The following is a 22,999-nucleotide window of genomic DNA, read 5'->3' as shown; positions in this document are numbered from 1 at the left end:
ATCAATTCAAGAGATCTGATTTGTCTCGTTCCAATTTACTATATACGCTTTTGACATCCTGAGAAAATTCTTTTTTCAATATTAAATTGGCAGTATCTGTATAAACAAAAATAGTGTCCTTAACCCCAATAAAAGCAGTATAATTAGTTGTACCTATAACCATATTGCCATTTTCATCCACCGGATGACCAATCGTAATCAAGTAATCATAAACCGATTCAAAAGAGCCTAGATCCGACCAGACAAAGGTAGAAGAAACTACTTTGATTTTTTTACTTCGCTCCATAACAGCATAATCAATACTGATAGATGGTATATCGAGAGACAAGTCTAAATCTAAATTTCCATTTTGATTGGCTTCCCATGCAATTTTGGATTTTTCGTAAATCTCTGGTGTATAAATTTTTAACTCATCTAAAAGCACTCCTGCTTTAAAGCAAAACATACCACTGTTCCATAAAAAGTTACCTCTTGAAATAAAATCTCTCGCTGTAACCTGATTTGGCTTTTCTCTAAAAGAAAGGACATCGTCCCCTTTTCTTTCAATGTAACCGTAACCTGTTTCTGGTTTCGTTGGGATAATTCCAAAAGTTACAATATATCCTTTTGAAGCCTTTTCAATAGCATCATTTATAGCGGCTTCGTATTCTTCCATCTTATCAATGATATGATCGGAGGGAGTGACAATCAATATGGCTTCTGGATCAGATGCAAAAGCGGCAAAAGCGATGGCTGCTGCTGTATTTCTTGGAGTGGACTCTACAATATCAATATAGGAAGTGTTTGATTTTTCCAATACTTTTTTACTTAGATGACAATTATCGCGATTGCCTACCACCATAATGGTATCAGCAACATTGCGATTGCGCTCTACGGTCATTTCAAACAAAGACTTCCCTTCAAATAGCTCTAAGTATTGCTTTGGCTGACTTTTACGGGATAAGGGCCACAAACGGCTGCCAACACCACCGGTAAGAATGACATGTGTAATTGAATGCTTACTTTCCATACTTCACTACTCTTTGTATTTTAATTTTTTTTGGGAGCGTCTGATCTATAATCTTCCATCAGCTAAATCCCCTAGAATTCCTTTTACATCATACAACAAACTGTTGCTGTTTTGTAATTTAGAAAAATCAATATCAAGGAATTCTCGATGTGCAACGCCTAAAACTACGGCATCAAATTTTTGAGTAGGCAATTCAGCAGTCGTAACTAGTGAATATTCATGTTGCACTTCGGCTGGATTCGCCATTGGATCAAAAATCGTTATTGTAATTCCATAATCTGCCAAAGCAGTGATCACATCAACAATTTTTGTGTTGCGAACATCAGGACAGTTCTCTTTAAAAGTAATTCCTAGCATTAATAACGTGGCGCCATTCACTGAAATCCCTTTTTTGATCATCAATTTTACGATCTGAGAAGCAACATAGTCTCCCATACTGTCATTCAAGCGACGTCCCGCCAAGATAATTTCTGGATGATAACCAAATTCCTGTGCCCGTTGTGCTAAGTAATACGGATCCACGCCAATGCAATGTCCGCCCACTAAACCTGGTTTGAAAGGAAGGAAATTCCATTTCGTTCCTGCTGCGGCTAACACTGCGTGGGTATCAATATTCATCAAATTAAAGATCTTGGCTAATTCGTTGACAAAAGCAATATTGATATCCCGCTGGGAGTTCTCAATGACTTTGGCTGCTTCTGCTACTTTTATGGTCGGTGCCAAATGGGTTCCTGCCGTAATAACAGATTGGTATAATTCATTGACTTCTACTCCCGTTTCTGGCGTAGATCCCGAAGTGATTTTTAAAATTTTCTCTACCGTGTGTTCTTTGTCTCCCGGGTTAATGCGTTCGGGCGAATAGCCTACAAAAAAATCAACATTAAACTGCAATCCCGAAACTTTTTCTAAAACGGGCACACATTCTTCCTCTGTCGCGCCAGGATATACGGTAGATTCATAAATAACGATATCTCCTTTTTTCAAGACCTTCCCTACTGTTGCACTGGATTTATACAGCGGATTTAAATCAGGACGATTGTTTTTATCTACTGGAGTGGGAACCGTTACAATGTAATAGTTACACGTTGCCAGATGGGCTATATCAGTGGTACAGTACAAACCCTTGGAATCACTCGGCTGGTCTAAAAGTACTTTTTGTAAAACGGCATCTTCAACCTCAAAGGTCGTATCCGTACCCGATTGTAAGGAAGCAACACGAGATGGATTGATATCAAATCCTACTACAGCATGTTTTGTGGCAAATAGTCTTGCTAATGGCAAGCCTACATAACCCAAACCAATTACTGCTATTTTTTTATTTGAACTCATTTCCTACTAATTCTGATTACTTGTGTTCCTTTTAATCCACCGCTACGCAGTTCAAACTCACATAAATGAGTAAGAACTGGATTATTTTCAGGGCGCAAATATACTTACAAAAGGTCATTAAAATGACTACCGACTAACAAATCAATGTTAAAAAATTATTTTAAAGGAATTTCGAAGCGACAATCACCTGAAAATCAATAGTTAATAGATCTGTAATAAAAATGACATCCCTGTACTTCCAAAATCAGAAAAATTGTGGTGCCTCATTCTGATCTACTATCAGAAGCTACTCTTACAAATACTGTTTTTCATAATAGGAAGCGTATGCACCAGAAGTAACGTGCTGCAACCACTCCGAATTATTTAAATACCAGTTTACTGTGATTTCCAATCCTTGTTCAAAAGTCACTGATGGTTTCCAGCCTAGCTCCTTATTTATTTTAGAAGCATCAATAGCGTAGCGCAAATCATGTCCCGGTCTGTCTTTAACATAGGTAATTAATTCTGCTGATTTTCCAGCAGCACGGCCCAGTTTACCATCCATAATAGAACACAAAAGACGCACTAAATCAATATTTTTCCACTCATTGAAGCCACCGATGTTATAGGTATCGTGATTTTTTCCATGGTGAAAAACCAAATCAATTGCCCTTGCATGATCCACGACAAATAGCCAATCGCGTGTATAATTCCCATCACCATACACCGGCAATGGTTTGTTGTTAATTATGTTATTTATAAATAAAGGAATTAGCTTTTCAGGAAAATGATTAGGACCATAATTATTAGAACAGTTGGTTATCACAAAAGGCAAATCATACGTTTCACCGTACGCTCTTACAAAATGATCTGAACTCGCTTTAGAGGCGGAATACGGAGAATTAGGATCGTAAGCCGTCGTTTCTGTAAAAAGGCCCTCTGCACCTAAAGACCCATAAACCTCATCGGTACTGATGTGATAAAAACGTTTGCCTTCCGGATTATTCAACCATTGCTTTTTTGCCGCATTCAGCAAATGTACCGTTCCAAAAACATTGGTTTTTACAAAGGCTAGTGGATCTTCAATGGATCGATCCACATGTGATTCTGCAGCCAAATGAATTACCCCGTCGAATTGATGTTTATCAAACAAATCAGCAATGAAAGTTTCATCCGTAATATCACCTTTTATAAAAGTATAATTGGGTTTGTTTTCAATATCCACCAAATTTTCTAAATTACCTGCATAAGTAAGGGCATCCAAATTATAAATATGATATTCTGGATATTTGGTAACAAACAACCGAACTACATGAGAACCAATAAATCCAGCGCCTCCTGTTATTACTATTTTTTTCATTTAAATTTTATATTTAAAATGCAATTATTTTTTTGATACCATACTGCCATTCGCTTTGAAAGACTACTTTATATCAACTTTAGAAAAAATCTTTCTTAAGTGCATTAACCTCTTGGCTAAAGCTTATCATCAGAAAGTGCTATTAAAAATCAATTGCAGTTACATTTCCCAAGTAGAACAATTTAGTTTCGTTCGAAAGTAAAGCACACTCTATTTATTTTACAGAAACAAATTAGTCAAAACTTTAAACTTCTTTTGTTTTAAAAGAATCCTATTATTTTAGTCTGTTTCCCTATTTTATTTTCATTTTCAAAACACACCCCAAAGATTCTAAAACCAAGACGTAATGGGTGTTGGTCATCTCCTGAATTACAGCCTTTTGTGCAACAAAAGGGCCAGACTCCAACTGTATGGAATCTCCTATTTGATAGGCTCCCACGGTTACATCAATACAATCCGAAGTGTCGAGCCATTTCTTTATGACACTGATTTCTTCATCGCGAACAATAGCAGGCTTTCCCAGCCAAAATAAATACCGGACTGCACCAACAGATTGGAATACGGAGTTCCGATCCGACTCCTCTAACTGAACAAAAACATAGGAATTAAAAAGAGGCACTTCTACTTTTTTCTTTCGATCGGACCATTGTCGGATTTGCGTAATTAAAGGACAATAGCACTCAATTCCACTGTTTTTTAATTGTTCTGCAACTTTTTTCTCCCATTTGGGTTTTGTATACACTACATACCAATTCATCTTATGTTTTGTATTGCAATAAAAATGCGATTCTTTTTATTAATTTTATTTTCTACTATTATAAATCTTCTTCTCAGAACGAAGGTCATTTTTTAACAAACGTCAACAAAAATAACTGCTTCTTTTTTAAGAGCCTACCGCTTGGTATACAAATCCGATCGCTTCTAAATCAGCCGCATTCAACAAATTTCTTCCATCAAAAACAAAAGCTGGTTTTTGCATGGAATCATATATTTTTTGCCAATCATAGGTTATAAATTCGTCCCACTCTGTCAGTACAGCAATAGCATGTGCGTTTTGGCAGGCTTCATAAGGATCAGTAAAGCAACTGATGCTACTCGCATTACTTGCTGCTGTTCTGGTTTCTAAATAATTTAAATCATCCAAGATTTTTTTATTGGCTACCTTTGGATCATAAACGGCAATTTTTGCGTGCTCATTGATTAAATCATCAGCAACATAAATAGCAGCCGATTCTCTGGTATCATTGGTATCTTTTTTGAATGCCCAACCCAAAAACGTGATTTTTTTGTCGGAAACTGTATTGTAAAGCGTTTGAACGATGTTGCTAGAGAACCGTCTTTTCTGATGGTCATTCATTATAATTACTTGTTCCCAATAGTCCGCTACTTCATTTAATCCATACGATTTTGCGATGTAAACTAAATTCAGAATGTCTTTTTGAAAGCAAGAACCTCCAAACCCTACTGACGCTTTTAGAAACTTAGATCCAATTCTGCTGTCCATCCCAATAGCTTTGGCTACTTCATTGACATCGGCTCCTGTTTTTTCACAAAGTTCCGACATGGCATTAATAGAGGAAATCCGTTGTGCTAGGAAAGCATTAGCAGTCAATTTTGATAATTCTGACGACCACACATTTGTGGTTACTATTTTATCTGCTGGAACCCAATTGGCATACACATCCACTAGTGCTTGAATTGCTTTCTCTCCTTCCTCCGTGGTATCACCACCAATTAATATCCGATCTGGATTTAACAGGTCTTGAACCGCAGTTCCCTCGGCTAGAAATTCTGGATTAGACAATATTTGAAACTGCACTCCATTACCGGTATTATCCAAAATACTTTTAATCGCTTCGGCAGTTCTTACAGGAAGTGTCGATTTCTCCACTACAATTTTATTGTCTTTGGCTACTCTAGCAATTTGTCTGGCGCACAATTCTATGTATTTTAAATCAGCAGCCATACCTTTTCCCTTTCCGTAGGTTTTTGTGGGTGTATTAACCGAGATAAAGATGATTTGAGCTTCGGCTATCGCCTTGTCAACATCGGTAGAAAAAAATAAATTTCTTCCTCTCGCTTCCCCAACAATCGCGCCCAAGCCTGGCTCATATATTGGTATGTTATCTACATTCTCATCATTCCAAGCTGCGATGCGTTCTGCATTCAAATCCACAACGGCAACTTGAATTTGCGGACATTTTTGTGCTATAACTGCCATAGTTGGTCCACCAACGTACCCTGCTCCAATGCAACAAATCTTTGTAATTTTCATTTCTTTCTTTTTATATTCTTGTTGGTTTTCTTTTTTCGGTTGTCGGTTTTCCGTTTTCGGTTGTCGGTTGTCTGTTATCCGTTTTCGGTTGTCTGTTCTCCGTTTTCGGTTTTCGGTTTTCTGTTTTCGGTTTTCGGTTTTCGGTTGTCCGTCTTCGGTTGTCCGTCTTCTGTTTTCCGTTTTCCGTTTTCGGTTGTCGGTTGTCCGTTTTCCGTTGTCTGTTTTCGGTTGACTGTTTTCGGTTGACTGTTTATTAACGAGTATCTTTTATTTTTATTTGATAGCTATTCTCAATCCGTAACTATTCGTGTAATAACAGATAACTGACAACTCATAACCCATAACAGAAAACCCATAACAGAAAACTCATAACTGACAACTCACAACAGATAACTCATAACCCATAACAGAAAACCCATAACAGAAAACTCATAACTGACAACTCACAACAGAAAACAGATAACCCATAACCCATAACAGATAACCCATAACAGAAAACAGATAACTCCTAAAAGATAATTCTCTACTCAAATTTGTTCCAATTACTTTCAACATAGCGTACAAATGAAAATAATTTCGCGCCTAATATATCGTACTCTTTTTGTAAAGTAATCATTTCATTTGCAACATCTGGATAGAGAACCGCTAACTTCTCTAGATGACAAATTGTTTCCAAATTACTTGCATGAGAATATGTTAAGAACTTTATAAAATCCATCTTATATCTCTTTCTTCCATATCCCTCCACAATATTAGTTGCCACAGAGTCAGAAGACCTTCTAATTTGGCTACCTAATTCATATAATTCATACTTTGGTAATTGTAACGAAAGCCGATGTGTTCTATAAAACAAGGCTAAAGCCAAAGTGTAAACATCTAGATCTTTGTAGCTTTTCATATTTACTGTGTTCTGTTTTCCGTTTTCCGTTTTCTGTTTTCTGTTCTCGGTTTTCGGTTGTCCGTTTTCGGTTTTCTGTTGTCGGTTGTCTGTTTTCTGTTATCCGTTGTCGGTTTTCCGTTGTCGGTTTTCTGTTATGAGTTGTCCGTTTTCGGTTTTCCGTTTTCGGTTGACTGTTTATTAACGAGTATCTTTTATTTTTATTTGATAGCTATTCTCAATCCGTAACTATTCGTGTAATAACAGATAACTGACAACTCATAACCCATAACAGAAAACCCATAACAGATAACCGAAAACGGACAACTCATAACAGATAACCCATAACAGAAAACAGATAACTCATAACAGATAACTCATAACTGACAACTCATAACAGATAACTCATAACAGATAACAGATAACAGACAACCCACAACCGAAATCTTCTATCTTAAATTATTCCAATACCAGCCAACCGCCTCTTTCAGTCCTTCCTGCATGGAATATTTTGGATTGTATCCCAGCAGATTTTTTGCTTTATCAATACTAGCTAAGGAATGAGGAATATCCCCTGCTCTATTGGGACCGTATTCCACGCTAACAGTACCAATACGCGGATCATACTCTGATAAATATTCTTTCAAATAATCTACTAAATTATTCAATGTATTTCGGTCGCCATAAGCTGTATTATAAATCGTATTGACAGCCTCTGGGTTAGCTGTTAACATAGCCAGCTCATTCATTTGAATTACATTATCAATATAGGTAAAATCGCGAGAATAGTTCCCATCACCATTTATTTTTGGACTTTCTAATTGCATCAATTGCAGTACAAATTTTGGGATAACCGCAGCATAAGCACCATTGGGATCCTGCTTTCTTCCAAAAACATTAAAATAACGCAAACCAATCGTCTCTAAACCATACGTTTTACTAAAAATTTCGGCATACAACTCATTTACATACTTCGTTATAGCATAAGGAGAAAGTGGCTTGCCAATTACTTCTTCTACTTTTGGCAAAGATTCTGAGTCACCATAAGTAGAGGAACTTGCCGCATATATAAAACGTTTCACTTTTTCATCACGTGCTGCTACTAGCATATTCAAGAAACCGGTCACATTCACATCATTAGTGGTCACAGGATCCTTCAAAGACCTTGGCACAGAACCTAAAGCTGCTTGATGTAAAACGTAATCCACACCTTTTACCGCAGTTGCGCAATCTGTAGCGTTGCGAATATCACCTTCTATCAACCTAAAATTTGGATGATTTATAAAATCCTTTAAGTTGTGTCTGTGTCCTGTTGCAAAATTATCCAAACAAACAACCTGATCTCCTTTTGACAAAAAATATTCACAAAGATTAGACCCTATAAAACCTGCCCCTCCGGTAATTAAAATCACTTTTTGCATGTCCACTTTCATTTTATTTTGTTTTAAATCCAACCCTTACTGCCTCGGTTTTTTTACTATTTTTTGTGCTACTTTTTGATAAATACTCTTTGGTTTTTCTTCTTCATAATAACCGTTGGCATACGTTCCATACCCGTAACCGTAGCCGTATCCATAACCCGTTCCGTATTTTGCTTTGTTTTCTAAACCATTTAAAATAATGCTGGTGTTGTTTAACTCTCCACGTTTGACCCTATTGTTTAATAAAGTAATCATGTCTTTTTTAGTAAAGTTCTGTCTTACAATATACAGCGTTACATCACAATATTGTGCTAATTCTAATGCATCAGAAACCAACCCTACTGGCGGCGTATCTAGAATAATATAATCGTATTTTTTCTTTAATTCTTCAATTAACTCTCCCATTCCTTCACTCATAATCATCTCCGCTGGATTGGGCGGAATAGGACCTGATAAAATAACGTCCAAATACGGAATGTGAGTATGGTTTATAATTTCATCAACTGTTTTTTGTTTGATTAAATAATTAACTATCCCCACGTCATTGGACAAATTAAATTCGGATGCCAATTTGGGTTTTCTTAAATCAAGACCAATAACTACGGTTTTTTTCTCGCTCAAGGCAAAAACTGTAGCGATGTTTATGGAGCAAAATGTTTTTCCCTCGCCACTGACCGAAGAAGTGATCATCAAGGTTTTGGCTCCATCTACATTTTGTTGTTTGTACAAAAATTGAAGCGATGAACGGATGGCTCTAAAGGATTCGGATAAAGCAGATTTAGGCCGATCATAAACAGCTAAATTAGTATGCTCTCTATTTACGCCCACCACGCCTATTAAAGGAATTTTTGTCATTTTGCTGATGTCTTCGGTATTTTGAACCGAATTATTGATAAAAAAAACAGCAAAGACAAATAACAAAGGAAAAAGAATTCCCAAAAATAAAGCCAGTACATAATTCACAGAAGTTTTGGGACCAATCAAGCCACCGCCAACATCCTTAGCAGGATCTATAAAATGAACATCGGAAAGATTGGCTGCTTTAACGATATCGGCTTCGCTTCTTTTTTGCAAAAAAGTACTATAAATATTATCGCTTAAATCATACTTCCTTTTAATTTTAATGAGCTCTTGTTGGTCCTCGGGAAGTTGTCTAATCGTACTCTCTGTTTCATTGATTTTACTGCTGACCATCGCTAAATCATACTGTAAAGCAGCTTTAGCCGTAGCGATGTTCTCCAGCAATACATTTTTAACGGCTTCCATCTGATTGTCAAAATCTTTGAAAATCTTGTCGCTTTTTACCGCATAAGCCATTTCTGATCTTTGAGTGGATAAGGCGATTAACTTGGAAACGTTAACCACAATATTTGGATCTTCGATTCCAGCTACTGATGGTGCCGGCAATTTTGTATAATTCACGCTGTTTTTCAGGTACGCTTTTAAAGAATTATAATAGGCCATTTTACGATTGACCTCGTCTTTCTTCACATCGAATTCCAAAATCTTCTCGGAGAATTTAGCTCCGCCTTCCTCAATATCATAAATATTCTTTCCCTGTCTGAAGGTTTTCAGTTCGTTTCCCGTTTCCTTCAACTGGGATTCCATTGTAACTAATGTACTGTCTATAAAAGCAATGGTATTTGTCGCAAACTGATTCTTACTGTCCAGCTGTCTTTTGATAAGCATTTTAACAGTCGAATTCAAATATTCTACCATTCTAGCTTTGTTCGTTCCTTGCATTCCTAAAGTAATGATCGAACCTCCTTTGTCATCTGACTGAACACTGATGCCTTTATAGCCAGAAACCGTTCCATCAAAATCGTTAAATCGCACGAAATATTCATTTCCTTTGTAAAAACCAGGATTATCATTTATTTGCAATTTCCAATTTAAAAAAGGCAGCCCCACTTGTTGTCCGACTTTATATCTTTTGACAAATTCGACCGGTTCCACTGCGGTAGTACTGTATGTATTATTTGAATAAGTGAGTATAGAAACGCTTGGATTTTCAAATGGGATTCTGATTTCATATTCATTTTCACTTACAAACTTAATCCCTATAAGCATTCCGGTAAGTTGTCCCTTAGTTTTATCAATATTCACGAAAAACGGAACAGCACCGTACGCATCGACCAAATTATACTCCCCTTGAACCAGGTAATTAATGTAATACTGAAGCTTGTCTACCACCAATTCGTTATGAGATCGAGATTGCAAAGTGGTTGAAATAGTTTGAACCTGATCAGAAGTACCACCCCAATTGAAGACCAAACTCGTATTTGACGTAAAAAGCGGATTACTTTCTTCTTTTACAGCAATAAGCGTCTCCATACCATAGATTTTCTCCTTGCGTATATTGACTTGATAAGCAATCGTAAAAGTGATTAATAAACTGATCAAAAACCACTTCCAATAACTTCCGATTTTTATTAAAAATCCTTTAAAGTCAAAACTGACTTGGTTTTCAAAAATCGAAAAATCTTTTATGTCTAACATTTTTTAATTTTGGTTTTTAATTTCTTAACAGCAAGAAAGTCGTTGTGGCTAATGATAACAAAGTGATAATGGTTCCTAACGATTCGATTCCCGTTTTTCCAGTTCCCCATGTTTTCTGTTTGAGTGGCTTGATGTAAACATAATCATTAGGCTGCAAGTAAAAATAAGGAGATCGCATTACATTTATATCCGTTAGATCGAGATCATGCATTTCAACTCCTGTTGGTGTTTTTCGCATGATGGTAACTGCTTTTCTATCTCCAGTAATGGTGATATCTCCAGCATTTGCAATAGCTTCCATAATATTCACATGCTCTTGAAACAAGGTCTTGGTGCCAGGACCACCTATTTCTCCATTGATGGTATAACGAAAACCCGCTAATTTCACAGTCACAAAAACATTTGCCTCTTTATTGAAATATTCCGCTAATAATTGCTTTTCAATCCGAATCCTTACTTCATCTAACGTATAACCAATCACGTTTAAATCTCCCAAAACAGGGACTCTAATCATCCCGTGATCATCAACTGTAAAACCATCAAAATACAATCCCGATTCTGACTTACCGGATACACTCCCTTCGTTGGAAGGACTAAAAATAGCTACCAATTTAGGATCGATGGCTTTTATAGTAATACTCAATACATCATTTATCTGCAATCGATAGGGCTTTGCTTCTACTGCTGCGATGGTAACTTCTGGTTGCGAATTATCTTTTTTCTGCAGATAAATTAAATCCTTAGTTGGAATACAAGAAGAAAGCAACACACTAGTAACTAGCAACAAATAGAGTACGGTTCTGCTCATTTTAATATTTTTTAAGCGACAAATATAGCTTTTCATTTATGATTTAAAAAGCATCGCTATTCATTAAATAGATTAATTATTTTTAAAAGACTTTTCAAATGGAATTCGATGTAAAATACTTCTTCCCAGCGTAACTTCATCCGCATATTCCAGTTCGTCCCCTACTGAAATCCCTCTGGCAATTGTTGAAATAATTATCTCACAGTCCGTTATTTGCCGGTAAATATAAAAATTAGTAGTATCTCCTTCCATAGTGGAGCTCAGGGCAAAAATAATTTCATTCACCACGCCCGACTTAACTTTTTCAACCAAAGTGGTGATGTTTAATTGGCTGGGGCCAACGCCATCTATAGGTGAAATTTTACCGCCCAATACATGATAAATCCCTCTAAACTGACCCGTATTTTCTATTGCCATTACATCGCGAATATCCTCCACCACACAAATGATTTGCTGATTTCGGCTTTTATTGGCGCAAATTTCACACAACACACTATCCGAAATGTTGTGGCAACTCTCGCAGTACTTAATATCCTCCCGCATAGCAACCAAAGCTTGTGACAAAAAACCGGTTTGCTCTTTGGGTTGTTTTAACAAATGCAACACCAAGCGCAGTGCTGTTCGTTTACCAATTCCTGGTAACTGAGACATCTCGTTTACTGCTTTCTCTATTAATTTCGAAGAAAATTCCATAACTGCAAAAGTAGTCAATTAGATAATTCGAAGAATTAGAAAATGAGATAATGAGGAAAAACTACCAAAGAATTTACTTTGACAATAATCGGAGTTTGAGATCCACCATCTAAACAATACTTTTTATCCTTTCAGCGGTCAATCTATTTAGCATTTTTTTTTAACAAAGTAATGTTCTTCCTTCGCAGAGCGTTGAGATGAAAGCGTACTGGTTTTCAAATAAACAAATTCCCGATTCATCGATTAACCAAAAAATCGTATTTTGGTCACTTCAAACTCAGCAAATGGCCCCAAGTACTATCCTACTCCTTATTATCGTCTATTTTGGAATGTTATTTTTGATTTCCCACTTTGTCAGTAAAAAAGACAGTGGAAATGATGCTTTTTTTAAAGCCAACAAAAATTCAAAATGGTATTTAGTCGCCTTTGGAATGATTGGAACGGCGCTTTCTGGAGTCACATTCATTTCGGTTCCCGGAGAAGTAGGGTCTCCAAATGGCGAGCAATTCAAGTATTTTCAATTTGTTTTAGGAAATGCAATTGGCTTTGTCATTATTGCCAAAATACTCTTGCCGCTTTATTACCGCATGAATCTAACTTCGATTTACAGTTATATCGAACAGCGATTGGGCATTTATTCCTATAAAACTGCGGCCACCATTTTCTTGATTAGCCGAACTATAGGCTCATCGTTTCGACTGTATCTTGTGGTGATTGTTTTACAGCGTTATGTTTTTGACTTTTATGGAATCCCATTTGCCATCACCGTTTTAATTTCGCTAGCTTTGATATTTGCTTATACCTACCGAGGTGGATTGAAAACCATCATCATCACAGATACATTACAAACTTTCTTCTTGGTAACTTCTGTTTTTTTGACCATTTACTTTATTTGTAAAAGTTTAAACTTAGGTGTTTTTGACGCTTTCGAAGCAGTAAAAAACAGCAATTATTCGAAAGTCTTTTTCTTTGACGATTTTGTGTCCAATAAGTTTCATTTTGTCAAACAAATTCTGGGAGGAATTTTTGTCACTATTGCTATGGTTGGCTTAGATCAGGATTTAATGCAGAAGAACCTGAGCTGCAAGAACATTGGCGAAGCCCAAAAAAACATGTTTACCTTTACGGGAATATTTGTACTGATCAACATATTCTTTTTAAGTGTGGGCGCACTACTTTACATTTATGCTGATAAAAATGGGATTGCAGTCCCTACCGATTTAATATCTGGAAAACCCAGAACCGATTTACTTTTTCCAGAAATTGCTTTTCATCATTTGACGCTAATTCCATCCATCATTTTTTTATTGGGATTGACCGCCGCTACCTTTGCGACTACAGACTCCGCATTAACCGCTCTTACTACTTCGTTTTGTGTCGATTTTCTAGGTATGGATAAAGCCGAAAACCGAAACAAACCCAATGTAGTGCGCAACAGACATTTTGTTCATATTGCCTTTTCTTTTTTGATGTTTTTGGTTATCGTGTTTTTTAATACAATCAATGATAGCTCTGTGGTTGGGATGATTTTTAGAGTAGCTTCGTATACGTATGGCCCACTACTAGGACTGTATTGCTTTGGGTTGTTTGCCAAATCAAAAACGGTCAAAGATAAATTTGTCCCATTGATCTGTCTATTGGCTCCGGCACTAACCTATTTTATAAGCGAAAATTCGAAAACCTTATTTTTTGGATACGTATTTGACAATGAGCTCATCATCCTAAATGGACTTATAACCTATATTGGATTGCTTTTGATAAGCAAACCTATCGCAGAGGTAAGACGGTTTTAAAATTCTGTGCGGAGATTCCCAGAGCGTCACTAATTTCTATCCTCTATATTTTATTAATTCAGAATCTTTACAAGCAAATCCCTTGCTACTTTTGGATATTCAACCTTGCTTTTTTAATTCCAACTATTCAACTTGGAATTGTCAATAATGAAATGCAGTAATAATGCAAAACAGACCGTTTTAATTCCAACTATTTAGGGCAATTAAGATATTCCTAGCCCTGATAAAAATGGAAATCCTTTGGATTAAAAACAGTACTTTTTTCTCATAAAAAAAGAGCGACCAACGGAAGCTCCTTTTTATATTTAGAAAAAGACTGTTTTTAATCCAAAGATTGAAATGAATAGCAGGAAATAGCTTCGAAAAAAACTAATACTGATTCGTGGATAATAAAACCAACGTACAAGCCACTTCTGCCTTGATATCGTTCAATTTTAACAGCTGATAAAATTCTGGATTTTCTGTACCGGGATTAAAGATAACTCGTTTCGGTTTTGCCTCTACGATATAATTATAATAATCACGCTGACGCGTTGGATTTAAATATAAGGTAACGGTATCAATATTCTTTAATGGAATGGCTTTAGTCTGGATTTTCACACCCGCAACTTCACCGGCATTTTGACCCAGCGCAAGTACGGAATGCCCTTTATCTACTAACATTGATATGGCTTTGAACGCATATCGATCTGGTTTCGTTGTTGCTCCAAGAACCAAGGTTTTTTTACTCTTTATCATTTTCTTTAATTGTATGTGGCAAAAGTAATCAAAAAGGTTTGTTCGTTTAACAATTTTACGGTTTAGTTCTCAAAGCAATAAAAAACAGTAGCTTAACTTTAAAAAGCAAAAAAAGAGTATTTTTGCAGTCTTAAAAACAAAATATGGATTTATTTATTTATCTATTTGTCGCTCTTTTTTCGGTTTTAAACCCTATTGGTACGGTTCCCATCTTTGTGGGCCTGACACAAAATGACACCAAAAAAGAACGTTCTAGAATTTCTTTATGGACGGCGATAAATGTATTTATTATCCTAATTGTCTCCTTTTTTATAGGCCAATATGTTTTGATTTTCTTTGGCATCAGTATCGATGCCTTGCGAATAGCTGGAGGAATCATTATTGTAAATTCGGGGTTTTCGTTGCTTTCGGGAGAATTTAATAAAAAGAGGGGAATCAATAAAAAAGCAGAATCCGATGCTCAAAAAAGAAATGACATTGCCTTAACGCCGCTTGCCATTCCTATGCTTGCTGGACCTGGTTCCATCTCACTACTTATTGCATTTTATCAGGAACACAATTCATCTATGGAGATTTTAATCTCTTCAATGGCTATTCTTGCTATTGCAGTTACCATATTTTTAATCCTTAAAAGCGCGCATTATTTAGCAAAAATACTTGGAGTATCTGGCATTGTTGCCATATCAAGAATCGTAGGATTCATTGTAATTGCGATAGGAATACAATATATTGTAAGTGCCATCATTAATATTATAAAAGGGAATCTCTCCTAAATTAAAGCCATAAAAATACCCCCAAATAGTATCTAACTTTTTGGGGGCAGTCTAAATTTTATCCGGTTTTCTTCTATTTTCTTGGTAGGAAAATCTCTGCCATCATACATCTGGCGCTTCCACCACCGCACGCTTCAATTGTATCTAGACTGGAGCTCAAAATTTCAGCATGTTTTTCCAGTTGTTCGATCTGCTTTGAAGTCAAAGCTTGATGTGCTGCAGCACTCATTACTAAATATCTTTTATCATTACTTCCCCGAACTTCAAGCATATTCCCTGCAAAATTGTTCATTTGGGCTTCCGTAATTACAATAATTTCTTTGCCATTTTCTTTAAGATTATCGAGAACCATTTTGCGTTCTTTTTTATCATCAATACAATCCGAACAAATTACAGCAAAAGTTTCGCCTAAACACATCATTACATTCGTGTGATAAATTAGTTTTCGTTCTCCATCGACGGTTTGAAACGCTTCAAAAATTATGGGCGCATAATCAAAATCTTCGCAAAATTCGATAAACAATTCTTCATCAGCTCTAGGTGACAAAGCACAATAAGCTTTACTGTTTTCTCTGTCTAAAAGTAAACTTCCTGTTCCCTCTAAGAAAAAACCATCTTCTTCAGCCGAGGTATAATCCACAATGTTATGGATAACAAAACCTTTATCCTCCAACATATCTAGAATTTCTTCCCTACGTTCTTCCCTACGATTTTCGGCAAACATGGGATACAATGCCACATCACCATTCTCGTGGAATGAAATCCAATTGTTAGGAAAAATGCTGTCTGGCGTATCCGGACTCAAGGTATCATCAACAACGGTTACCTCTACACCCACTGCTCTTAATTTCTCGACAAAAACATCAAATTCTTGTTGCGCCTTTGCATTTACGGTTGCTGGCAACAAACCGTCCAGTACTTTTTGGTAATAATTGTTAACTGCGGTTTGTTCGTTCATTCGAAACGCAACTGGGCGAATCATTACTATGGAATTTGTGGTTTGTTTCATGATTTTTATTTTATTTTTTGTTGCAACGCATTGCGATGCGTCTCTACTCTTTTGCGCCTCAATATGAAATTAATCCCTGATTAATGGTAAGGTCGAACATCGCAATAACCCTTCTTGTTTTGCAATTTCTGCGTATGGAATTTCTTCTACGACAAAACCGTTAGCACGCAACCAATTATTAAGTCGCGTAAAATTTCTTTCAGAAACTACTACATTGGTATCGATAGAAAAAACATTCGAATTCATGTGGTACATTTCGTCTCTAGTGATGTGAAATAGGTTGTCTTTTCCAAAAAGATGGACCAAAAACAAGTAGTCTGCTTCCTCCCGGAATCCGTTCTTGTAAATAATCCCTTTATCATTCCCCACTGGTTGAAAACAACAATCTAAATGCAAGGCATTATCACGGGCGTCCATTTTGGATTTAACCAAATCAAATTCTTTGACAATTTTATTTGGAAACAAGTCTTTAATATATTGAACTCCTTGCAGGTTTGTTCGTGCAGTGATGTACTCTTTGTAGTCACTTCCTTTATAAGTTCCAATAAAAATATACTCATTCCACAACATAACGTCACCTCCTTCGATATGAACTTCCTCGGGTGGACGGACCACTTTTTTAGGATTAATTTGATCAATGATGTACTGAATCGCATCTAATTCTCGTTCGCGATCTGGTAGAATATTAGATTTCACAAAAACATCATCAATAACAAAACCAATATCCCTAGTAAATATTTGATTGTAATTTTCAATCTGCTCTGGACGAAAAACCGTGACGTCATATTTTTTCAACACCGTATTAAATGCCTCCATTTCATTAACCATATCCTGTTCCTTTGGATAGGTTCCCGCTAAAATATGCTCTAATGATTTTGGATCGTAGGCCTCTTCAGCCTTTGGAGTAGGTCCATTATCAACGGCAGAACCAAGCACTAAAGCCCTCAGTCTCGAAGTTTCATTATTCACCTTTAATTGTAACATGTCTTTTTAGCTTTTGGCAAATATAAAAAAAGCTTCACAAATTCGTGAAGCTTTTTAAACTGATTTTATCTTTTATCTGTTGGTACAAACTCCCTCAATGGGTGACCTGTATAAACTTGTCTTGGTCTTCCTATTGGTTCTTTGTTTTCACGCATTTCTTTCCATTGTGCGATCCAACCTGGCAAACGACCTATGGCAAACATTACCGTGAACATATCTGTAGGAATTCCTAACGCTCTATAGATGATCCCAGAATAGAAATCAACATTTGGATATAAGTTTCTAGATTTAAAATATTCATCTTCCAGAGCAGCTTCTTCTAATTTTTTAGCTATGGCAAGAATTGGATCTTCAACTCCCAATGTGGCTAAAACCTCATTGGCAGCTTTCTTAATAATTTTTGCTCTTGGATCGAAATTTTTATATACTCTGTGACCAAAACCCATTAAACGGAAAGGATCATTTTTATCTTTGGCTTTAGCCATGTATTTATCTGCATCACCACCATTTCTATGAATTTCCTCTAACATTTCAAGTACTGCTTGATTGGCTCCACCATGTAGAGGACCCCAAAGCGCCGAAACTCCTGCCGATATAGAAGCAAACAATCCTGCGTGAGACGATCCTACCATTCTAACAGTAGAGGTAGAACAATTTTGTTCGTGATCCCCGTGAAGTATGAATAATTTATCCAATGCATCGATTACTATAGGATTTGCAACGTACGGTTCAGTAGGCAATTCAAACATTAATCGCATAAAATTTTCAACGTATCCTTTAGTATTATCATAATAATTTAAAGGATAACCCATGCTTTTTCTGTACGTCCAAGTTGCTATTACCATGAATTTACCCATAGTTTTACAAACGGCCTCATACATTTCTTTTTCATTTTCAACATTAACCGATTTAGGGTTAAATGCTGTCAATGCACTAGTCAAAGCTGCCAAAACACCCATTGGATGTGCTGTTTTAGGAAAACCATCAATGATGTTTTTCATTTCTTCATTGACTAAAGTGTATTTCCTGATATCAGTTTCAAATTGCGCTAATTGCTTATTGTTTGGCAATTCTCCAAAAATCAAAAGATAAGACACTTCTAAGAAATCAGCTTTTGCAGCTAAATCTTCTATTGAATATCCTCTATAACGAAGTATTCCTAATTCTCCATCTAGAAAAGTGATATCACTTTTACAAGAACCCGAATTTTTATAGCCCGGATCTAGTGTAATAATCCCGGATAAATCACGTAATTTGTTAATATCGATGGCAACTTCGTTTTCACTCCCTACAACTACAGGCAGCTCAATTTTTTTCCCATCAATTTCTAATGTTGCTATTTTTGACATAATATATTGAAAATAAACTTTTAAAATAATAATTTATCAAATCTAGGGAATTAAACACTAATTAAAAAGAGAATAACACAACGAAATTGTTAAATATTACCAAAAAAAGCCACCCACGGTACGTGAATGGCTTTAAATAAAAATATCGTAGGAATTTATTTTATTTTGAATGCATTTTTACCAGGAAAATAAGCTGTATCACCTAATTCTTCTTCAATTCTAAGCAACTGATTGTATTTAGCCATACGATCTGATCTTGAAGCAGAACCCGTTTTTATTTGACCACAGTTTAAAGCTACTGCTAAATCTGCAATCGTATTGTCTTCTGTTTCTCCAGAACGATGTGACATTACGGACGTATATCCTGCATTTTTAGCCATATTTACAGCCGCAATAGTTTCAGTTAAAGTCCCTATTTGATTTACCTTAATAAGAATAGAGTTAGCGATTCCTTTCTCAATACCTGTAGACAAACGCTCTACGTTAGTAACGAATAAATCATCTCCAACTAATTGCACTTTATCTCCAATCTTATCCGTTAACAACTTCCAACCATCCCAGTCATTTTCATCCATACCGTCTTCGATAGAAATAATTGGATATTTAGAAGCTAGTTCTGCTAAATAATCCACTTGCTCCGCAGAAGATCTAATCTTACCTGTTTCGCCTTCAAATTTAGAATAATCGTATTTCCCATCTACATAAAACTCTGCCGCTGCACAATCCAAAGCAATCATAATTTCATCACCAAAACTATACCCTGCATTCTCAACTGCTTTTTTAATGGTATCTAAAGCATCTTCAGTTCCTCCAGGAAGATTTGGTGCAAAACCCCCTTCATCACCTACAGCAGTAGAAAGTCCTCTATCGTGTAATACTTTTTTTAAACTATGAAAAATTTCTGTACCCATTTGCATTGCATGGGAGAAAGAAGTTGCTTTTACAGGAAAAATCATAAATTCTTGAAAGGCGATCGGCGCATCAGAATGTGATCCTCCATTGATAATATTCATCATCGGCACAGGTAATGTGTTTGCAGAAACACCGCCTACATATCTATACAATGGCAAACCCAATTCATTTGCAGCGGCTTTGGCTACAGCCAAAGAAACTCCTAAAATTGCGTTTGCACCCAAGTTTGATTTATTAGGAGTACCATCCAAATCAATCATCATCTGATCAATTAGATTTTGTTCAAAAATTGAAACTCCTAAAAGCTCCTCAGAAATAAGGGTATTCACATTTTTCACTGCATTCAAAACTCCTTTTCCAAGGTAAGCTTTTCCTCCATCGCGCAACTCCATTGCTTCATGCTCTCCAGTTGATGCCCCAGATGGTACTGCAGCTCTTCCTAAAACACCATTATCTGTTATTACATCTACTTCTATTGTAGGATTTCCTCTAGAATCGAAAATTTGTCTTGCGTGAATTTTGATAATTATACTCATATACTCAATTTTTAAATTATAAAACACAAATATATTCTATCTTTTTGATTCATTTTATGAAAACAATGAATCTTATTAACGAAAACGTTGTAATTATTTTTAGAGAAAAGATACGGCAAGTTTTTTTTAAAAAGAAGAAGAAAAATATCCTAATTTTTGGTTTTATAAATCTAATCTATAAAAATGATAAAAAACCTAAAGTAAAAGAAGCTAGAAGGATTTAGTACTTTAATTAAATTACAAAATACTATTGTTCATTATAAACTACCGTAAAATTACTTTTTAAGCTCTAAATTGTAGACTTAATAGATTTAACCGTAATAGATAAGTGGAAAATTTACTGTATTATTAAAATGAGAAGAAAAAGAAAACCCTTAACGTAATGAAATCAAAAACAAAGAAAAACATTCTTTAAACCAAGAAATAAAAAAAATTCTTTTAGTAAAAATACGTTCTAACTGCAACATGACATAAATCGCACCACAAAATTTAAACAATATATTAGTTCTTGAGAAAGATCATTACGGATTAAAAAAAAGGATTGACTTATTGAAAAGTCAATCCCAGGTAGTTTAACATCTGAAATAAGAAAAATTCAAATTTTAGGCTTTTATATTTTCAATAAATTGATCAAATAAGTAAGAAGAATCATGTGGCCCTGGACTAGCTTCAGGATGATATTGAACCGAGAAACAATTTTTGTTTTTCATTCGCATACCCGCAACAGTACCATCATTAAGATGCACATGTGTGATTTCCAAATCCGGATGATTGTCTAATTCTTCCTTATTGACAGCAAAACCATGATTTTGAGAAGTGATTTCGCCTTTCCCAGTAACTATATTTTTTACAGGATGATTTATTCCTCTATGTCCATTAAACATCTTGTAAGTTGAAACTCCATTGGCCAAACCAATAACCTGATGACCAAGACATATTCCAAATAAAGGGTTATTATTTTCGATAATTGCTTTGGCTACCTGAATCGCACTTGAAAGTGGCTCTGGGTCTCCAGGACCATTAGACAAGAAATAACCATCTGGATTAAAGGACTGCATATCCTGATAGGAAGCATCAAAAGGGAAAACCTTTATATAACAATCTCTTTTAGCAAGGTTTCGAAGAATATTCGTTTTGATTCCTAAATCAAGTACAGAAATCTTATAGGTTGCTTGCTCATCACCATAAAAATAGGCTTCCTTGGTGGATACCTTAGAGGCCAATTCTAAACCATTCATGTCAGGAACTTTGGCTAATGACGCCTTTAACTCTTCTACAGAGGAACCATCCGTACAAATGACCGCATTCATAGCTCCATTTTCACGAATATAGCTCACCAAAGCTCTTGTATCAACATCAGAGATGCAAATAAGATTTTGTTCTATAAAATAATTTTCTAAACTTCCCGAAGCGTCTTCGCGAGAATAATTATAACTAAAATTTTTACAAACTAAACCTGAAATTTTAATACTACTAGATTCAATTTCCTTTTCATTTACTCCATAATTTCCTATGTGGGCATTTGTAGCCACCATTATTTGACCAAAATAAGAGGGATCTGTAAATATCTCTTGGTATCCAGTCATTCCGGTGTTAAAACAGACCTCACCAAAAGTAGTTCCACTGATTCCAATGGATTTACCGTGAAAAATAGTTCCGTCACTTAGTAAGAGTATAGCGCTTTGTCGTGTTGTATATTTCATTCGTTGATTTCTATTATTTTTTTAATAGTTTCATGGAACTAGAAAACCTGGTTTCATGCGTAGTTAAATATTTTGCAAACTTAATTCTTTAAAGCAATGGTTGCAATGTTTTTAAAATTATTATTTTTTTTGGAGCTTAAAGCCGCTCGAAATACTAGTGCTAAGAATCCTCAATTAAAGCATATACTCAGCTTCAATAATAAAAAGAAATAATTCTTAAAATCTTACTACAACTCACATTCTGTTAAAGATTTGAAAGACCAAACAATTAAAAGGAACCTGCGAAAAGTAAGTCAAGTATCGTGTTATATAACTTCAAACGATTCTTTAAAAAAAAATCAAAAAAAAAGGATAAACTATAAATAGCTTATCCTCGATTTTTATAAAATAATTACTTTCATAATTACTCAGCTGTGTCAGTAGTTGCTTCAGTTTCAGCAACAGGAGCTTCAGTAGCTTCATCTGCTTTCTTTGCTTTTCCACCACGACGGCTTTTTGCTTTTTTAACTTCTTTTTTACCACCGTTGTAAAGTTCATTGAAATCTACTAATTCGATCATTGCCATATCGGCATTATCTCCTAGACGATTTCCAACTTTAATGATACGTGTGTATCCACCTGGACGGTCACCCACTTTAGCAGCTACGTCTCTGAACAAGTCAGTTACGGCATATTTGCTACGTAAGTAAGCAAAAACAATACGACGATTGTGAGTCGTATCTTGTTTTGATTTAGTTATTAAAGGCTCAACGAATTGTTTAAGCGCTTTTGCTTTAGCAACAGTAGTGTTAATACGCTTGTGTTCAATAAGAGAACAAGCCATATTAGCTAACATAGATTTTCTATGTGCAGTCTGTCTGCTTAAGTGATTGAATTTTTTTCCGTGTCTCATGACGTGTTTTTTTATACTTTCATCTTGATGCTATCCATTTTGGAGATCAAAATATGAAGT

At 35.7% G+C, this 22,999-nt stretch carries 19 protein-coding genes; 2 read left to right on the top strand and 17 right to left on the bottom strand.

Going from position 1 to position 22,999, the window contains the following annotated elements:
- Position 1: 1 nt before the first annotated feature.
- From E0F91_RS07590 to recR, 10 genes are all read right to left on the bottom strand, one after another.
- Positions 2 to 1,009, bottom strand: a complete 1,008-nt coding sequence (locus E0F91_RS07590) for a mannose-1-phosphate guanylyltransferase (protein WP_132065693.1) — start codon at positions 1,007 to 1,009, stop codon at positions 2 to 4.
- 45 nt (positions 1,010 to 1,054) lie between these two features.
- Positions 1,055 to 2,338, bottom strand: coding sequence for a nucleotide sugar dehydrogenase (locus E0F91_RS07585; RefSeq protein ID WP_132065692.1), 1,284 nt, complete (start codon positions 2,336 to 2,338; stop codon positions 1,055 to 1,057).
- Positions 2,339 to 2,630: 292 nt separating this feature from the next.
- Positions 2,631 to 3,677 carry a dTDP-glucose 4,6-dehydratase gene (gene rfbB, locus E0F91_RS07580; protein WP_132065691.1) on the bottom strand — a complete coding sequence of 349 codons (1,047 nt, stop codon included), beginning with the start codon at positions 3,675 to 3,677 and terminating at the stop codon, positions 2,631 to 2,633.
- Between the two features lie 292 nt (positions 3,678 to 3,969).
- Positions 3,970 to 4,434, bottom strand: coding sequence for a UpxY family transcription antiterminator (locus E0F91_RS07575; protein WP_132065690.1), 465 nt, complete (start codon positions 4,432 to 4,434; stop codon positions 3,970 to 3,972).
- Between the two features lie 126 nt (positions 4,435 to 4,560).
- Entirely contained in the window at positions 4,561 to 5,952 is a 1,392-nt protein-coding gene (locus E0F91_RS07570) for a UDP-glucose 6-dehydrogenase (protein ID WP_132065689.1), read from the bottom strand.
- Between the two features lie 523 nt (positions 5,953 to 6,475).
- Entirely contained in the window at positions 6,476 to 6,850 is a 375-nt protein-coding gene (locus E0F91_RS07565) for a four helix bundle protein (protein WP_132065688.1), read from the bottom strand.
- 428 nt (positions 6,851 to 7,278) lie between these two features.
- Positions 7,279 to 8,262 carry an SDR family oxidoreductase gene (locus E0F91_RS07560; RefSeq protein ID WP_165930104.1) on the bottom strand — a complete coding sequence of 328 codons (984 nt, stop codon included), beginning with the start codon at positions 8,260 to 8,262 and terminating at the stop codon, positions 7,279 to 7,281.
- A 24-nt stretch (positions 8,263 to 8,286) separates the two neighbouring features.
- The gene (locus E0F91_RS07555) at positions 8,287 to 10,749 is read right to left on the bottom strand and encodes a polysaccharide biosynthesis tyrosine autokinase (RefSeq protein WP_132065687.1); all 2,463 of its coding nucleotides are present in this window, start codon (positions 10,747 to 10,749) and stop codon (positions 8,287 to 8,289) included.
- Positions 10,750 to 10,765: 16 nt separating this feature from the next.
- The gene (locus tag E0F91_RS07550; protein ID WP_132065686.1) at positions 10,766 to 11,557 is read right to left on the bottom strand and encodes a polysaccharide biosynthesis/export family protein; all 792 of its coding nucleotides are present in this window, start codon (positions 11,555 to 11,557) and stop codon (positions 10,766 to 10,768) included.
- Between the two features lie 72 nt (positions 11,558 to 11,629).
- Entirely contained in the window at positions 11,630 to 12,250 is a 621-nt protein-coding gene (recR, locus tag E0F91_RS07545; RefSeq protein WP_132065685.1) for a recombination mediator RecR, read from the bottom strand.
- A gap of 284 nt (positions 12,251 to 12,534) precedes the next feature.
- Here recR and E0F91_RS07540 point away from each other — a divergent pair, with 284 nt between their 5' ends.
- Entirely contained in the window at positions 12,535 to 14,043 is a 1,509-nt protein-coding gene (locus tag E0F91_RS07540; RefSeq protein ID WP_132065684.1) for a sodium:solute symporter, read from the top strand.
- Positions 14,044 to 14,412: 369 nt separating this feature from the next.
- Here E0F91_RS07540 and E0F91_RS07535 read toward each other — a convergent pair whose 3' ends face one another.
- Positions 14,413 to 14,778: a CoA-binding protein gene (locus tag E0F91_RS07535; protein WP_073351586.1), complete on the bottom strand. Its 366-nt coding sequence runs from the start codon at positions 14,776 to 14,778 to the stop codon at positions 14,413 to 14,415.
- A 146-nt stretch (positions 14,779 to 14,924) separates the two neighbouring features.
- Here E0F91_RS07535 and E0F91_RS07530 point away from each other — a divergent pair, with 146 nt between their 5' ends.
- The gene (locus E0F91_RS07530) at positions 14,925 to 15,554 is read left to right on the top strand and encodes a MarC family NAAT transporter (RefSeq protein WP_132065683.1); all 630 of its coding nucleotides are present in this window, start codon (positions 14,925 to 14,927) and stop codon (positions 15,552 to 15,554) included.
- A gap of 73 nt (positions 15,555 to 15,627) precedes the next feature.
- Here the strand turns inward: E0F91_RS07530 and ctlX are convergent, their stop codons facing one another.
- The 6 genes from ctlX to rplQ all read right to left on the bottom strand — a co-directional run bounded on the left by ctlX (position 15,628) and on the right by rplQ (position 22,939).
- A complete protein-coding gene (gene ctlX, locus E0F91_RS07525) occupies positions 15,628 to 16,563 on the bottom strand; it encodes a citrulline utilization hydrolase CtlX (protein ID WP_132065682.1) in 936 nt (311 codons plus the stop codon).
- Positions 16,564 to 16,632: 69 nt separating this feature from the next.
- On the bottom strand, positions 16,633 to 17,547 hold the full coding sequence (locus E0F91_RS07520) for a dimethylarginine dimethylaminohydrolase family protein (RefSeq protein WP_132065681.1): 915 nt from the start codon (positions 17,545 to 17,547) through the stop codon (positions 16,633 to 16,635).
- Positions 17,548 to 17,612: 65 nt separating this feature from the next.
- Positions 17,613 to 18,896 (bottom strand): citrate synthase, encoded by a 1,284-nt coding sequence (locus E0F91_RS07515; protein ID WP_132065680.1) that lies wholly within the window; start codon positions 18,894 to 18,896, stop codon positions 17,613 to 17,615.
- Positions 18,897 to 19,051: 155 nt separating this feature from the next.
- The gene (gene eno, locus E0F91_RS07510) at positions 19,052 to 20,344 is read right to left on the bottom strand and encodes a phosphopyruvate hydratase (protein ID WP_132065679.1); all 1,293 of its coding nucleotides are present in this window, start codon (positions 20,342 to 20,344) and stop codon (positions 19,052 to 19,054) included.
- 602 nt (positions 20,345 to 20,946) lie between these two features.
- Positions 20,947 to 22,047, bottom strand: coding sequence for a glutamine-hydrolyzing carbamoyl-phosphate synthase small subunit (gene carA / locus E0F91_RS07505; RefSeq protein ID WP_132065678.1), 1,101 nt, complete (start codon positions 22,045 to 22,047; stop codon positions 20,947 to 20,949).
- 403 nt (positions 22,048 to 22,450) lie between these two features.
- Complete coding sequence (gene rplQ, locus E0F91_RS07500) at positions 22,451 to 22,939, bottom strand: 50S ribosomal protein L17 (protein ID WP_132065677.1); 489 nt, start codon at positions 22,937 to 22,939, stop codon at positions 22,451 to 22,453.
- Positions 22,940 to 22,999 lie beyond the last annotated feature (60 nt).

It is taken from the genome of Flavobacterium sandaracinum (assembly GCF_004349135.1).
Taxonomy (GTDB): Bacteria; Bacteroidota; Bacteroidia; order Flavobacteriales; family Flavobacteriaceae; genus Flavobacterium; species Flavobacterium sandaracinum.
This window is presented reverse-complemented; position numbering and strand designations above follow the sequence as displayed.

Coding starts and splice junctions, on each gene's coding strand:
- E0F91_RS07590 (WP_132065693.1), bottom strand. CDS start 1,009: ATGGAAAGTAAGCATTCAATTACACATGTCATTCTTACCGGTGGTGTT.
- E0F91_RS07585 (WP_132065692.1), bottom strand. CDS start 2,338: ATGAGTTCAAATAAAAAAATAGCAGTAATTGGTTTGGGTTATGTAGGC.
- rfbB (WP_132065691.1), bottom strand. CDS start 3,677: ATGAAAAAAATAGTAATAACAGGAGGCGCTGGATTTATTGGTTCTCAT.
- E0F91_RS07575 (WP_132065690.1), bottom strand. CDS start 4,434: ATGAATTGGTATGTAGTGTATACAAAACCCAAATGGGAGAAAAAAGTT.
- E0F91_RS07570 (WP_132065689.1), bottom strand. CDS start 5,952: ATGAAAATTACAAAGATTTGTTGCATTGGAGCAGGGTACGTTGGTGGA.
- E0F91_RS07565 (WP_132065688.1), bottom strand. CDS start 6,850: ATGAAAAGCTACAAAGATCTAGATGTTTACACTTTGGCTTTAGCCTTG.
- E0F91_RS07560 (WP_165930104.1), bottom strand. CDS start 8,262: ATGAAAGTGGACATGCAAAAAGTGATTTTAATTACCGGAGGGGCAGGT.
- E0F91_RS07555 (WP_132065687.1), bottom strand. CDS start 10,749: ATGTTAGACATAAAAGATTTTTCGATTTTTGAAAACCAAGTCAGTTTT.
- E0F91_RS07550 (WP_132065686.1), bottom strand. CDS start 11,557: ATGAGCAGAACCGTACTCTATTTGTTGCTAGTTACTAGTGTGTTGCTT.
- recR (WP_132065685.1), bottom strand. CDS start 12,250: ATGGAATTTTCTTCGAAATTAATAGAGAAAGCAGTAAACGAGATGTCT.
- E0F91_RS07540 (WP_132065684.1), top strand. CDS start 12,535: ATGGCCCCAAGTACTATCCTACTCCTTATTATCGTCTATTTTGGAATG.
- E0F91_RS07530 (WP_132065683.1), top strand. CDS start 14,925: ATGGATTTATTTATTTATCTATTTGTCGCTCTTTTTTCGGTTTTAAAC.
- ctlX (WP_132065682.1), bottom strand. CDS start 16,563: ATGAAACAAACCACAAATTCCATAGTAATGATTCGCCCAGTTGCGTTT.
- E0F91_RS07520 (WP_132065681.1), bottom strand. CDS start 17,547: ATGTTACAATTAAAGGTGAATAATGAAACTTCGAGACTGAGGGCTTTA.
- E0F91_RS07515 (WP_132065680.1), bottom strand. CDS start 18,896: ATGTCAAAAATAGCAACATTAGAAATTGATGGGAAAAAAATTGAGCTG.
- eno (WP_132065679.1), bottom strand. CDS start 20,344: ATGAGTATAATTATCAAAATTCACGCAAGACAAATTTTCGATTCTAGA.
- carA (WP_132065678.1), bottom strand. CDS start 22,047: ATGAAATATACAACACGACAAAGCGCTATACTCTTACTAAGTGACGGA.
- rplQ (WP_132065677.1), bottom strand. CDS start 22,939: ATGAGACACGGAAAAAAATTCAATCACTTAAGCAGACAGACTGCACAT.